The following is a 13,272-nucleotide window of genomic DNA, read 5'->3' on the forward strand; positions in this document are numbered from 1 at the left end:
GGTTACGAGTCCTTGCCCGCAGATTGCTTCGCCCCTTTCGTCGCTCGATTCACGACCCGGTCGAGAGCCTGCTTGGCGAACTCCTGGAGAAACTCCGTACGGCTGTTGAGGTCAAACTGGCGGATCAGGGCAGCCTGCATCCCGCCATCCCCCCACGACTGTCCCTTGGCAAAGTATTCGGCGAAGGCGTGCCCCGAAACATGGGACAAATAGGCCATCGAGACCGCCTGCACGGCGCCTCCGGCCGCATAACCGACCAGTGATGACTTGAACAGGCCCGCGATCAACGATGTCGAGGCCTCGACGAGACCGAGCTTCAGGACCATCTGGACCATCTGCGAGCCGATCATCTTGACGTGCGAGCTCGAGATCTCGACGCCGTAAACGGTCGCCAACTCGGAGATCATCTGGAACTGGACCGCGCCGGCGGCCATCAGGTCGAGCGCGGGGATGGGGTTGGCGAAGACGGCCCCCGCCGTGACCCACTGGAACTTGTCGATCACGGCCTGGGCGCTCTGATCGCGCTCGCGACCGACCTGCACCTTGGCCTTCTGGCTGAGCAGGTGCGCCCTCAAGAGCAGGTTGCCCGCGCGAAGCGCATCGCCCTCGCGGCCGAGGACCACGGCGATGCGATCCTGAAGCGGGCCGATCTCCGGTTCCTCGACCTCGAGGACCGTCTGCACCGTACCGTCGCTGTTCTTGATCCGTACGGGAGTCGGACGGGGTGACGCCGAGATCGCCACCACGTCCTCGGCGGCGACGATCCCGGCCAACCGCTCGCGAAGCTTGTCGAGGATCGCGTCGCGGTCGGCCTCCACGAGTCGGTCCTGCTTGTTCAGCGCCACGATCGAGCGTTTGCCCTGACGGGCGAGCGCGGACATCGGCTCATATTCGGAACGGACCAGGTCGTGATCGACGACGAACAGGAGCAGGTCGGCCCGCGCGGCGAGGTCTCGCGCTTCGGCCTCGCGCACCGCCCCCCCCGCTCCAATTTCGGAGAGGCCCGGAGTATCGGTGAGCGAAACGGTCCCGTCGACCCCGTCGATGGTATGGGTGAAGACTTCGCCCCGCCGGGTTGTCCCCATGATGGGCTCGGTCTTGCCGACGTGTTGCCCGAGGAGGGCGTTGATCAACGACGTCTTGCCGGCCGACCCCGTGCCGAACACGACCAGATGGAAAGTCCGGCGCTGGCGATCGGAGCGGAGTTCGGAGAGCTCGCTCTGAAGCCGTGCCTTGGCCAAATCATCGCGGACGTGATTGATGACCCCTTCCGCCCGCTCGGCCTGAATTTCGGCCGCGCGGACAATGTCTTCCGGCGCCTTCGCCGGGGGCGCCTCGGAGCGTCCCAATTTCCAGAACAGGCGGGCCGCGGACAGGCCGGCGAGCACCGCCAGGAAACCGGCGATTCCGAGGAAGACGAGGGCGAGCCAGGACGAATGCTTCGCCAGTCGATCGTGCATTTCACCGACGGACGTGAACAGCCAGGCCGCCGCGCCCAGCGCGATCGCCGCCAACACGAGAGGAGCGAGCCATCGGGCCGTTCGCATGCGGTACGGATCCTTTGGGAGTTGCCAGCGAACCGAGGGTGGACCGGGCATCGATAGCGTTATTCGTCCTCGACCCCTCGTTAATTGTAAAATTTCGCGGGTGGCTTTGCATGGCTTTCACCGCGCAAGTCGGGACTTGAGGGGGAAAACCGATCCTCCGAGACCGCAAACCAACGAGCAAACCGCGAGACGTTCCCGGTCGGGAACGTCTCGCGGAGGGTGGAAATCCGATCAAATCAACCGACGAGAACCGGTCCGATCCACTCAACGACGGGTCTTGGCCATGCCGCCGAAGAGGCCGCCCAGCAAGCTAACGCGACGGGGGGCCTGCCGCGGCGCGGGCTGCGAGAAATTCGAGGCGCCCGGTCCGATGGCCGGATTGGGCGCGGTCAGCGAGCCCTGGACGCGATTCGCGGGGGCGGAGTCCGCGGGATCGGGAAGCGCGAGGAGCGGGGATTCGACCGGCCCCGACCCGGCGGCCGGATCGGCGGATTCGGTCACCGGTGGGAGATCGGGCATCGGCGGATTCGACGACCGCTCCGCCGGGCCAGTGGCGGGAGGAGCCAGCAAGTCCAGCGGATTGGTGTTCGGCCCCGCCGGGGGTGCCTGGCGCGGAGCCGGTCCGGAATCCGGCTTGTCGCGATCGATCTGGAACGGCCGACGCACCCCACCTTGAGGGAGCGGGGGCAGATTGGTGTCGTCGGGACCGGCCGGCCCCTCAGGCTCTTCCCCTCCCATCGGTTCGCGATCTCGGCCCGGTCCCCCGAAATCATCCGGCGTCAACGGCATGGCCGGGTCGCGCGGTCGCTTCTGGAAACTGGCCGCCGCGTCCGGCGCCTCGGGTGACGGGCAACCCCAGCCGGCCGGAAACTTCCGCCAGCAGGTCGGGTGGTACCCAAAATACTCGTGGCGGTACAGGCCGTAGACCGGATTCTCTTGGTTACAGGGAACCCGCTGGCGTTTGATCGGCGCGAGCGGGAACAAGCCCCCCTGCTGCGCCTCCGCGAGCATCGGTGCACCCATGATCAACAAGAACGCCCACGCCGCTGGCGACCGTAGTCGCCTCCATGATTTTGTCAGCATCCTCGCCTCGCGGGTTGCGGTTGGAGCTTGGAACGCCACGAATCCATTTCGTTAAGCACTCCTCACTGCGGGACAGTGTTGTCTTCGATCGGATCGTGTTTACGAATCGCTGAAGAGAAAATAGAGAGTTTGCATAAACTCCGCATTTGACGCAGTTGACGAAAAATAGGTTTATAAGGATTTCGCAACCGTTCGCCCGACCGACAGCGCTCCTTAGCAGACCAGTCGCAACGGCCGGGTCGGTCGTCAATCCGGCGCGTCCCTGACCTCCGGAATTGGCAAAGGATCAACGAGCAAGCCTGAGCTGGCCGATGGGATAGTCAGTGGGAACCGCGGGCGGAGCATCGCGGCAGGATTGGGAATCAGCTCGCCGAGGAGGTGGATCATGGGGCGTTTCGGGCAAAGTTTGGCCCTGGTACTGGCACTGGGTTGCGGCGTGGCGCCTCGGCTGGCGCACGCCCAGGCGGCCGCTGCCGGGGTCGGGGGGGGCGGGGCCTCGCCTTATGCGGGGATGTATGCCAACCCCTACGCGAATCCTTATACCAATCCGTTCTTGAACCCGTACATGACTCAGCAACCGATCCAGGGCAACGCCGCGCTCTACTTATTCGCGGCCCAGCAACAGACCGGCGGCATTGGCGCCGGCAGATTGAGCGGAGTGCGGCCCGATCCCCGCGCCGCGAAGCCGGTGACTCCCCAACCGGTGGACGACCGACGGGCCACCGACCGACCGGGGGCGGGCGCGTCCCAGTTCTTCAATCGGAGCTACCAGCCTGAGACGGGGGCGGGTCGCTACTTCAACCGTGCGTCCCGATATAACCGATCGAAGGGTCGCTAACGGAGAAGAATGAATTTCCGCCTGAAGGTTGGAGTCTTCGTTGCCGATCTTATGTCATGTCAAGGCCGATGATGCAGGAACGCAGTCGGCGACTCTCGAATCGATGTCGGGATGACAACGGACCCTGGCCCGCGAATGCTGGGCTGCGATGGCAGGGTCGCGGCCGGCATGTTGTCGGTCGTCTTCAAAAGCGGGTCCTGGGGCGATGGGAAGGGAGTCTCGTATGGGTCTCAATGGGTTCGGACACCGACGGATCGGCTGGTTGATGACCTTAGCCGCCCTAGTGTCATGCGGCTGTCAGACGGTCAGGACGCCGGAAGAAAAAATTGCAAGCAGCAATATTCCGGTGGAATTCACCAAGGTCTCCATGCCGGAGTACGTCGTGGAACCCCCCGACCTCCTCTTGGTCGAGGTCCTGGAGGCCCTTCCGGGACGGCCGATCTCCGGCGAACGTCTGGTCAAGCCGGACGGCAAAATCTCCCTCGGCTTCTACGGCGAGGTCTACGTGGCCGGCCTGACGACGGTGGAGATCAAGGAAAAGATCGTCCTCCACCTGCGCCAGTACGTTTCCGACGACTACCTCGGTCTTTGGAGACTCGACCCAGGCGATCCCGAGGATCCGGACGACGACAAGCAGGTGCCCGTCGATCCCAAGGATTCGGATCGCGTCTTCGTCGATATCACCGCCTACAACAGCAAAGTCTATTACGTCCAGGGCGACGTCGCCGCGCCCGGTCGAATGCCGATCACGGGCAATGAGACGGTGCTCGATGCGATCAACTATGCGGGCGGCCTGATCGCGACCGCCGCTCCCCAGAATATCCGGCTCGTCCGGCCGGCTCCTCCGGGAGCGTGCTGTCAGCAGGTCCTGCCGGTGAACCTCGCCGCCATCGTCAGCGCGGGGGACCCGACGACCAACTACCAGTTGATGCCGGGCGACCGCCTCATGGTCTATCGCGACCCGATCGTCCGTGCCACGATCTTCATCGACCGGATCGCCGCACCGTTCCAGACCGTGGTGAACTCGGTCCTCCAGTACAGCTTCGCCGCACGATCGGTCAAGACGATCAACTCGTCGATCACGGGTGTTGCCACCGGGGGAGTCACCTCAGGCGCTCCCCCCGCCGCTCAGCCTGGTGCTCGCTGATTGAACGCCGACTCCGCGCATCGCCCCGAACATCGATCTTCCGAGAGCCGGAGTCCTTCCCAAACGGGAGGGGCTCCGGCTCTTGGCGGTTCCTTGCGGATCGTCGCCGCGACTCGTAAACTTGCTCTGCTCGTGAGCGAACAGCCAGCCGTAACGCGCCCTCCGAGAGACCCCGCCCGATGCCTCCGAATTGCGTTCGACGCTGCCTCCTCCTTCTCTTGGTCTGCCTGAGCCTAGGGTCGACGGCTCGCGCTCGGGCGGCCAACCAAGAGGATGAGCTCGAGACGGAACGTCCCGGCCTGTTGGCCTCGTTCTCGCCCGCGAACGCGCCTCAGCCCGTGGTCAGGCAAATCGTGGGCGACCTCAACGCGCATTGGGGCTCCGCGTCCCCCGACGCTCGAATCCCGGCGACGGAGTTCGACGGCCGCTGGGAAGGTTTGATCCTGATTCAAAGCCCCGGGGTTCATCGATTCCAGGCGCGAAGCGACGGGGCGATCGAGCTCAAGGTCGCCGGACGGGTGGCCCTGAAGGGCGCGGGCGAAACCCAGAAAGCCGAGCCGATCGACCTCCCGGCCGGCTTCTCGCCGATCACCCTGGAGTATCGCCACCGCCAGGGGGAGGCATACGTCGCGCTCGATTGGGAAGGCCCGGGCTTCGGCCGTGAGCCGGTCCCCGCGCGGCTCTTCTACCACGACTCCAGCAAACGGCTGGAACCGGATCGGTTCGAGGAAGGGCGACGACTCGCCGATCGGATCGGCTGCGCCAATTGCCACCGGATTCTCGACCTCCCGTTCCACCCGAACCTAGGACCGCCGCTCACCGACGCGGGCCGAGCGATCGACGCAGCCTGGCTCGACGCCTGGCTCCGCAATCCGAACGCGGTTCGCCCCGGCAGCCGGATGCCGTCGTTTGGTCATGGATTCTCCGCGGCCGAGTCCGCGGATCTCCGCGCTTACCTGGTGAGCATTGCTCCAAAATCGTTCGCGGTTACCCCGGAAGCCAGGATGGCACTCAATGTCGCCACCCAGGCTCGAGGCCGCCTGCTCTTTCGGTCGCTTGGCTGCCTCGGCTGCCATACCAAGGGAGAGGCTCCTTCGCGCGCGCCGGCCGCGCCCGACCTGTCCGACCTCCCCCGCAAGCGGTCGGTGAAGTGGCTGACCGCATTCCTCGGCCCCGCCCGGGCCAACAAAACGGTCGTGAAGCATCGCCATGAGCTCCGGCTGACCGTCGACGAGGCGGCTCATCTGGCGGCCTACCTCGGGACCGCCGATCAAGCCCCCCTGCCCCGTCCCGCTCCCAGCCTGGATGGCGACGCCGCGCGCGGCCTGCGGATCGTCGAAACAGCCCGCTGTGTGGCTTGCCACACGATCCCAGGGTTGAAGCCGAACCGAGCCGACCTCAAGCTCACCGCCGATTCAAAACCGGACGCCGGCTGCCTCGCGGTCGAACCGAGCGGCCCGCTCATCCCTCACTTCTCGCTGTCCGAGGACCAGAGACGGGCGCTCCGCGAATTCCTCGCCAACCTGCCGACTACCCCCGCGCCGACCAGTCGACAGACCCTCACCGACGATTCGATCCGGAGACTCAATTGCCTGGGCTGCCACGCGCGAGACGGGCGAGGCGGCGAGGAACTCGGCGGGCGGATCGCCTCCTTACTGGCGGAAGACCCCGACCTCGGCGGCCTCAAGGGGACGCTCACTCCCCCCAACCTGACGGCCGTCGGCGACAAACTCCGCCCCGATTATCTCGGGAAATCGGTCCGATCGACCGCGCCCAACGCCCGACCTTGGCTCTCGGTCCGGATGCCGACGTTCGCGTTCGAACCCGGTGAGGCCGACGCGATCGTCGCCTTTCTCCAGGTTCACGACCGGATGCGAACGGAACCTGATCCCCCGAACCAGGTCGCTCGGCTCGACGCTCCCGCAACCGAGGCTGCCACCCAACTGATCGGTCAGCGCGGATTCGGCTGCATCTCCTGCCACGTGTTGGCCGGCCGGATCCCGCCCGGTGGTGAACCCGAAACCCTGGGCCCGGACCTCGCCCTTGCCCATCGCCGCATGGCCGATCGCTACTTCCATCGCTGGATCGCCAACCCGCAACGGATCATCGCTGGGACCCCGATGCCCCAGTTTGCCAAGCCGATCGAGACGCTCCCCGGCACGCTCGACGACCAGCTCAACCAGATCTGGCGGCTGCTCGCCAGCGGCTCGCTCGCCGATGTCGCCTCGGCCGGCGCCCGTGAGGTCCTCAAACGCGAGGGCGACCGCGCCTTGGTCGTGCGCGACATGGTGCTCCTGCCCGAGGCCCCGGAAACCCAGTACATCCCCCGCGCCCTGGCGATCGGCCTCAAGAACGACCACTCGCTCCTCTTCGATGCCGACCGCCTGACCTGGCTCTCCTGGTGGCGGGGTGGGTTTCTCTCCCGGACCAAGTCGGGCCGGCTCTGGGAATGGCATCCCGAGGGCGAATCGCTCTGGGTGGCTCCGAACCGGCAACCACCGATCGTCTTCGTCGGGTCCGACCGCCTTGCCGTCTTCCCCACCGAGATCCGCGAGCGGTTCGGCAGCCTCCAAGAGGTGAACTTCGAAGCCGCGAACGTCGCGTTCACCTACACCCTCCACGGGCCGAACGACGCGAAAGTCCTGGTTCGCGAACAGATCGAGCCCGTGACCGGCGGGTGGGATCGACAAGTCACCGTGTCCGGGGTTCCCGATGGATACACCCCAGCGCTGCTCGAACATCCGCCGAACGGGGAGACATCCTGGACCATCGGCAAGGCGCGAGCCACCCTCCGGGCCCCGGATCCGCAACGGTTATCCGACCCCAAGATCAGCGGCGATCCCGCGGCCCGCTGGCTCTTGATGCAGCCCGTGCCCGCCGACCAGCGGCAATTCAGGGAACGCCTTCGGTTCACCGTCGCGCCTTCATCCTGACCCCATAAACGACCCGATAACAGACATCAGGGGTAACGACGACTCAGTCGGTTCACCCCCTCTCTTGCCGAACCAAACCGCCCCGATCGATCAATCCAACCTCCGCGAAAATTTTTGAACTCCCCAGCTCGAACGCCAAGTTTAATTTTGGTAGAATCTTTGATTGCGAGCCCGCCTTCGCTGCCTGCCCGAGGGTCATTCATGCGACGACGTTCAACCCCGCTCCTTGCGCGCCCGAATCGCCCCGCCGCTTTGATCATGCTCGGCCTGATTTCCTTGGTCTCAACCTCGGTGGGGGCTGAGACGAAGAAACCGCCAGAGTCGTCGGAGGCCTCGTTCTCGGGCCAGATCACCCCCTTGCTTGCCAAGTACTGCATCAACTGCCACGGCGACAAGAAGCCCAAGGGGGGTGTGAACCTCGCGAAGTTGACCGATGAGGCGTCGCTCGTTGCAAACCAGAAGGTCTGGCAACTCGTCATCGAGAACATCGAGTCCGGTGACATGCCACCGGAGGGGAAGCCGCGGCCGTCCAAGGCGGAGGTTGAGCTCCTGACCGGCTGGATCGACGCGCGGCTGGAGAAGCTGGACTGTGGCAAAGAGAGTGATCCAGGGCGGGTGACGCTCCGTCGCCTCAATCGGTCCGAATATAACAATACGATTCGCGACCTGTTCGGCCGCGACTTCCGCGCCGCCGAGGATTTCCCTTCCGACGACGTCGGTTATGGGTTCGACAATATCGGTGATGTGCTGACTCTGCCACCGATCTTGATGGAACAGTATTTGGCGGCGGCCGAGTCCATCGTCGAGCAGGCGATCGTCGCCGATTCGGACTCCAGCGCGTTGATGAAAACGTGGGAGGCTGAGGAGCTCGAGCCTGACGCGGGAGGAAGTCGGTACGACGACTGGGCCCGGATGCTCGCCTCGACCGGCGAGATCGCCGTCACGTTCCCCTGCCCGAGGGGCGGTGAGTACCTGTTCCGGGTTCGCGCGTTCGGCCAGCAGGCGGGGCCTGAGCCGGCTCGAATGGCCTTTCAGGTCGACGGCAAGGTGATCAAGACGGTCGAGGTGACCGCCGAGGTGGGGAACCCCGAGGTCTACGAGGTCAAGCTCCCCTTGAGCGAGGGCGCGAGGCGCCTTTCGGTCGCCTTCATCAACGACTTCTATGAACCCAAGGCCGAGGACCCGAAGCGCCGCGACCGCAACTTGGTCGTCGACTTTCTCGAGATCCAGGGGACGGCCGGCGCGGCGAACGCTCCCTTGCCGGCGTCGCATCAGAAAATCATCTTCCAAACACCGACGAAAGCGACGAGAGACGACTGCGTTCGGGCGATCCTCGAACGATTCGCCAGCCGGGCCTACCGACGCCCGATCACGCCCGGCGAACTCGCTCGGCTGGTCAAGTTCGTCGACCTGGCCGAACAGAGCGGCGATTCGTTCGAACGTGGAATCCAGCTCGCGCTCGAGGCGGTCCTCGTTTCTCCCCAGTTCCTCTTCCGGGTCGAGATCGATCCTCGTCTCGAAAAAAGCGATAAGACCCAATTCACACGCACGCATCCGATCAACGAGTTCGAGCTGGCGTCACGTCTCTCTTATTTTCTCTACAGTAGCATTCCCGACGACGAGCTTTGGCAACTCGCAACCGAAGGCAAGCTGCGCGAAGGGGATCACCTCGAGAAGCAGGTCCGCCGGATGCTCCTCGACCCCAAGGCCAAGGCGCTGGTTGAAAACTTCGCGGATCAGTGGCTCCAGATCCGCAACCTCAAGACGGTGAACCCCGACCCCAAGCAATTCCCCAAGTTTGACGAACCGCTTCGCGCCGCCATGCTGAAGGAAACGGAGTTGTTCTTTGAAGCGGTGATGCGCGAGGATCGGAGCGTGCTCGACTTTCTCGACGCCGATTACACCTTCCTCAACGAACGGCTCGCGGCCCACTACGGCATCAACGGGGTCAAGGGGAATGAGTTCCGTCGGGTCTCCCTGAGCGAAGGCACCCAGCGCGGCGGCCTGCTCACGCAGGCGAGCATCTTGACGGTGACCTCGAACCCGACGCGAACCTCGCCCGTGAAACGAGGCAAGTGGATCCTCGAGCAAATCCTCGGGACCCCGCCTCCTCCCCCACCGCCGGACGTGCCCGAATTGAAGGAAGACCCGTCCACGGTCCTCACAGGCAGCCTGCGCCAGCGCATGGAGCAGCATCGTGCCAATCCAAGCTGCGCGTCCTGCCACGCCCGGATGGACCCGCTCGGGTTCGCCTTCGAGAACTTCGATGCCATCGGCGCCTGGCGCGACAAGGACGGAGCTTTCCCGGTCGACAGTTCGGGGTCGCTCCCCTCGGGACAATCGTTCCAAGGCCCGGAAGGACTCAAGGCGATCCTCAAAACGCGTGAGAAGAACTTCACGCGTTGCCTGGCGGAAAAAATGTTGACCTTCGCCATTGGCCGCGGGATTGAAGATCCTGACAAGTGCGCGATCGACAAGATTGTGGATACGACGGGCTCGGATCAATCCAAGTTCTCGAGACTGGTGCTCGAGATCGTCAAAAGCGATCCATTCCAGAAACGGAAAAATCGGGGAGCCGGACGATGAGAACCGCAAAACAGATCTCGCGTCGAACCGTGTTGCGCGGGCTTGGAACGGCGATCGCGCTCCCCTGGCTCGAGGCCATGAGCAGCCTCCCGGCGCTGGCCACGCCGGCGGGTGCCGCCGGCGCCGGCAAAGCGGCCCCATTGCGGATGGCCTTCTTCTACGTGCCCAACGGCGCCCACATGGCCGACTGGACTCCCAAAGAGGTCGGCACCGATTTCACGTTCCCTTATATTCTGGAACCCGTCGCCGCGTTCAAGGACGATCTCCTCGTTGTCAGCGGCCTCGCTCAGAAAAACGGATTTGCCCTGGGGGATGGCGGCGGCGACCATGCGCGGGCGCTTTCCACGTTCCTGACCGGTTGCCACCCGGTGAAGACGGACGGAGCAAACATCCGCGCCGGGGTCTCGGTCGACCAGATCGCCGCGATCAAGGTGGGCGGACAAACCCGCTTCCCCTCGCTCGAGCTCGGAATCGATCGCGGTGCCCAGTCGGGCAATTGCGACAGCGGCTACAGTTGCGCGTACTCGTCCAACATCTCCTGGCGCACCGAATCGACACCGATGGCCAAGGAGGTCAACCCCCGGCTCGTCTTCGACCGGCTCTTCACCAGCCAGAACGCCACCGGCTCCGCCGCCTCACGCGCTCGCCGCGCCTTCTACAAGAAGAGCATCCTCGACTACGTTTCCGAAGATGCCGCCACCCTCAAGGGCCGCCTCGGTATCTCCGACCAGCGCAAGGTCGAGGAGTACCTGACGGCCGTCCGAGAAATCGAGCGCCGCGTCGACACCGCTTCCAACCAGACCAGTGGCGACCTTCCCCAATTCGCCAGGCCCGCGGGTGTTCCACGCGACTTCCAGGAGCACGTCCGATTGATGTGCGACCTGATGGTCCTCGCGTTCCAGGGCGACGTGACCCGGATCAGCACCTTCATGTTTGCCAACGAAGGGAGCAACCGGAGCTATCCGTTCATCGACGTTCCCGAAGGCCACCACGACCTCTCGCACCACGGTGGCGACGCCAAGAAGCATGAGAAAATCAAAAAGATTAATCATCTTCACGTCAGCCAGTTCGCCTATGTCTTGGGTAAGCTCAAGGCGATCAAGGAGGGGGAAGGCACTCTGCTCGACAACTCGATGATCGTCTACGGCAGCGGAATCAGCGATGGGAACCGGCACAACCACGACGACCTGCCGATCCTCGTGGCCGGCAAGGGGGGCGGTTCGCTTCAGACCGGCCGCCACTTCAAGGTCGCGCACAACACGCCGCTGAATAACCTCTACCTCTCGCTGCTCGACCGGATGGGTGCGCCGGTGGATCAGTTCGGGGACAGTACCGGCCGGGTCGAAGGACTCTAAGCGAAGTCGATCCCCGATGTGAGGGTGGTTCGCCCGCGGTCCCAGCGAGCCACGGTGCTCGGCTTTTGCAGGGAAAGACAGGGGGTTTCAGCTCCCTGTCTTTCCGACCGTGTTATCCCTGAGCCACGGAGCGGGCAAGCCAGTCATCGAAATGCATCGCTCCAATCCGTGGGTTGGCGCCGGGGGTTAGGCTCTGGTCGTTCAACTCCGTACCAAAATAGCGAGCGTGGACGTCTGTGATCACGGTCCGTGCGTCGCGCTTTGCGCTCAAATAGCGACGGACGAGCTCGTCGAGGCGGATGGGGTCCGGCCCCGCCAGCTCGACCGTGCCGTTCCGCGGTTCCTGGACCGCGACGTCGGCAAGTGCGAGCGCGACGTCATCCGACACGATCGGCTGCACCAGGGCAGGTGACAGGCGAACGGTGCCGGCGTCGGTCGCCGATTGGGCGATGCCGCCCACGAACTCGAAGAACTGGGTCGAGCGGACGATCGTATAGGGGATCTTGGAGGCCTTGATCAGTGCTTCCTGGGCCATCTTCGCTCGGAAGTAACCGCTCGCCAAAAGACGTTCGGTTCCCACAACCGACAGCGCGATGTGATGCCCCACGCCAGCGGCCGCCTCCGCACCCAGGAGATTCCGCCCCGTCGTCCCGAAGAATTCCAGAACCGCCTTGTCTTCAAACGAAGGCGAATTCGCCACATCGACAACGACCTGTGCGTCTGCAAGCGCCTCGGCAAGCCCTTCCCCCGTGAGCGTGTTGACGCCCGACGAGGGCGACGCCGCCACGACCGCATGGCCACGCTGTCGAAGCTCGTTCACGAGTTTGCTGCCGATGAGCCCGCTGCCCCCGATCACCACGATCTTCATGCCAAATCTCCTCGTCTGTGTGAGTACCTTGTCCTGGACGGCCGACCTAATCGATTTCGGCCACCGACCACCGAACCAGCTTGTCCGGGTTGACGGTGATGTAAACGGCCTGAACGCTCTCCCCGAGGCTCAGAGATACAACATCGTTAACTTTCCCGTCATGGATGAACAACACACCAGGTCCACCGTTGACTTCCGTCAGATGCAATTCGCAGGTCCGAAGCCGCTTGCGGAATACCCCGGCCAGAAACCTGGCCGATCGGTCCCGTCCTTCGATCACTCTCCGCGCGGCCGAGGCCTTGCCGCCGCCGTCGGAGTGGACCGTCACGTTCTCGGTCATCATCGCCTCGATCGCCTTCAGGTCCCCGGACCGGCAAGCCGTGACGAATCGCTCGGCCAAGCCGTTCGCCTGAGTCGAAGTGGCCCGGAACCGCGATTCCCCCTCCAGGCCGAGACGCCGGCGGGCGCGGCTGACGAGTTGCCGGACGGTCGCCTCGGATTTTTCGAGCACCTCCCCGACCTCCGCGTACTCGTAGTCAAACACAGTGCGGAGCAGGAACGCCGCCCGCTCATCCGGGCTCAGCCTCTCGAGGAGAAGCAGGAACGCCTGCGTGAGGGACTCACCCAGGGCCGAATCCCGGCCCCGAGTCTCCACCGGTTCGGGCACCCAAGGGCCGATATATTCCACCCGCCGACGGGTTCGTAGCCGGTCGATGCACAACCGGGTGGTGGTCCGGACGAGGAAGCCTTCAGGTGAGGTGACCGCCCCCGCCGTCTGAAGCCGCAGAAACGCGTCCTGGACGGCGTCCTCAGCGTCCGCTACGCTTCCCAGCATCCGGTACGCAACCGACATCAGCCGCGGCCGCTGCCCGTTCAAATCGGTCATGGTACCCCCGAGGTGTTCGGCCAATGGAT

Annotated in this window: 9 protein-coding genes; 5 read left to right on the forward strand and 4 right to left on the reverse strand. The window is 64.5% G+C overall.

The window, feature by feature from the left end:
- Window positions 1-2 precede the first annotated feature (2 nt).
- The gene (locus BUS42_RS11255) at window positions 3-1,547 is read right to left on the reverse strand and encodes a YcjF family protein (RefSeq protein WP_074306996.1); all 1,545 of its coding nucleotides are present in this window, start codon (window positions 1,545-1,547) and stop codon (window positions 3-5) included.
- 264 nt (window positions 1,548-1,811) lie between these two features.
- The gene (locus BUS42_RS11260; RefSeq protein ID WP_143206292.1) at window positions 1,812-2,570 is read right to left on the reverse strand and encodes a hypothetical protein; all 759 of its coding nucleotides are present in this window, start codon (window positions 2,568-2,570) and stop codon (window positions 1,812-1,814) included.
- 445 nt (window positions 2,571-3,015) lie between these two features.
- Here BUS42_RS11260 and BUS42_RS11265 point away from each other — a divergent pair, with 445 nt between their 5' ends.
- The 5 genes from BUS42_RS11265 (at window position 3,016) to BUS42_RS11285 (ending at window position 11,489) form a co-directional block, all read left to right on the forward strand.
- Window positions 3,016-3,468, forward strand: coding sequence for a hypothetical protein (locus tag BUS42_RS11265; protein WP_074306998.1), 453 nt, complete (start codon window positions 3,016-3,018; stop codon window positions 3,466-3,468).
- 265 nt (window positions 3,469-3,733) lie between these two features.
- Window positions 3,734-4,615, forward strand: a complete 882-nt coding sequence (locus BUS42_RS11270) for a polysaccharide biosynthesis/export family protein (protein WP_254053442.1) — start codon at window positions 3,734-3,736, stop codon at window positions 4,613-4,615.
- Window positions 4,616-4,794: 179 nt separating this feature from the next.
- Window positions 4,795-7,548 carry a c-type cytochrome gene (locus tag BUS42_RS11275; RefSeq protein ID WP_074307000.1) on the forward strand — a complete coding sequence of 918 codons (2,754 nt, stop codon included), beginning with the start codon at window positions 4,795-4,797 and terminating at the stop codon, window positions 7,546-7,548.
- 201 nt (window positions 7,549-7,749) lie between these two features.
- The gene (locus BUS42_RS11280) at window positions 7,750-10,134 is read left to right on the forward strand and encodes a DUF1592 domain-containing protein (RefSeq protein ID WP_074307001.1); all 2,385 of its coding nucleotides are present in this window, start codon (window positions 7,750-7,752) and stop codon (window positions 10,132-10,134) included.
- Window positions 10,131-11,489, forward strand: a complete 1,359-nt coding sequence (locus BUS42_RS11285) for a DUF1552 domain-containing protein (protein WP_074307002.1) — start codon at window positions 10,131-10,133, stop codon at window positions 11,487-11,489. The genes BUS42_RS11280 and BUS42_RS11285 overlap by 4 nt, the downstream gene beginning before the upstream one ends.
- Window positions 11,490-11,601: 112 nt before the next feature.
- Here BUS42_RS11285 and BUS42_RS11290 read toward each other — a convergent pair whose 3' ends face one another.
- Window positions 11,602-12,357 carry an SDR family oxidoreductase gene (locus BUS42_RS11290; protein WP_074307003.1) on the reverse strand — a complete coding sequence of 252 codons (756 nt, stop codon included), beginning with the start codon at window positions 12,355-12,357 and terminating at the stop codon, window positions 11,602-11,604.
- A gap of 46 nt (window positions 12,358-12,403) precedes the next feature.
- A complete protein-coding gene (gene sigJ, locus BUS42_RS11295) occupies window positions 12,404-13,243 on the reverse strand; it encodes an RNA polymerase sigma factor SigJ (RefSeq protein WP_074310967.1) in 840 nt (279 codons plus the stop codon).
- Between the last annotated feature and the right edge of the window lie 29 nt (window positions 13,244-13,272).

The sequence above is a fragment of the Singulisphaera sp. GP187 genome (genome assembly GCF_900129635.1).
GTDB lineage: Bacteria > Planctomycetota > Planctomycetia > Isosphaerales > Isosphaeraceae > Singulisphaera.

Coding starts and splice junctions, on each gene's coding strand:
- BUS42_RS11255 (WP_074306996.1), bottom strand. CDS start 1,547: ATGCGAACGGCCCGATGGCTCGCTCCTCTCGTGTTGGCGGCGATCGCG.
- BUS42_RS11280 (WP_074307001.1), top strand. CDS start 7,750: ATGCGACGACGTTCAACCCCGCTCCTTGCGCGCCCGAATCGCCCCGCC.
- BUS42_RS11290 (WP_074307003.1), bottom strand. CDS start 12,357: ATGAAGATCGTGGTGATCGGGGGCAGCGGGCTCATCGGCAGCAAACTC.
- BUS42_RS11285 (WP_074307002.1), top strand. CDS start 10,131: ATGAGAACCGCAAAACAGATCTCGCGTCGAACCGTGTTGCGCGGGCTT.
- BUS42_RS11260 (WP_143206292.1), bottom strand. CDS start 2,570: ATGGGTGCACCGATGCTCGCGGAGGCGCAGCAGGGGGGCTTGTTCCCG.
- sigJ (WP_074310967.1), bottom strand. CDS start 13,243: ATGACCGATTTGAACGGGCAGCGGCCGCGGCTGATGTCGGTTGCGTAC.
- BUS42_RS11265 (WP_074306998.1), top strand. CDS start 3,016: ATGGGGCGTTTCGGGCAAAGTTTGGCCCTGGTACTGGCACTGGGTTGC.
- BUS42_RS11270 (WP_254053442.1), top strand. CDS start 3,734: ATGACCTTAGCCGCCCTAGTGTCATGCGGCTGTCAGACGGTCAGGACG.
- BUS42_RS11275 (WP_074307000.1), top strand. CDS start 4,795: ATGCCTCCGAATTGCGTTCGACGCTGCCTCCTCCTTCTCTTGGTCTGC.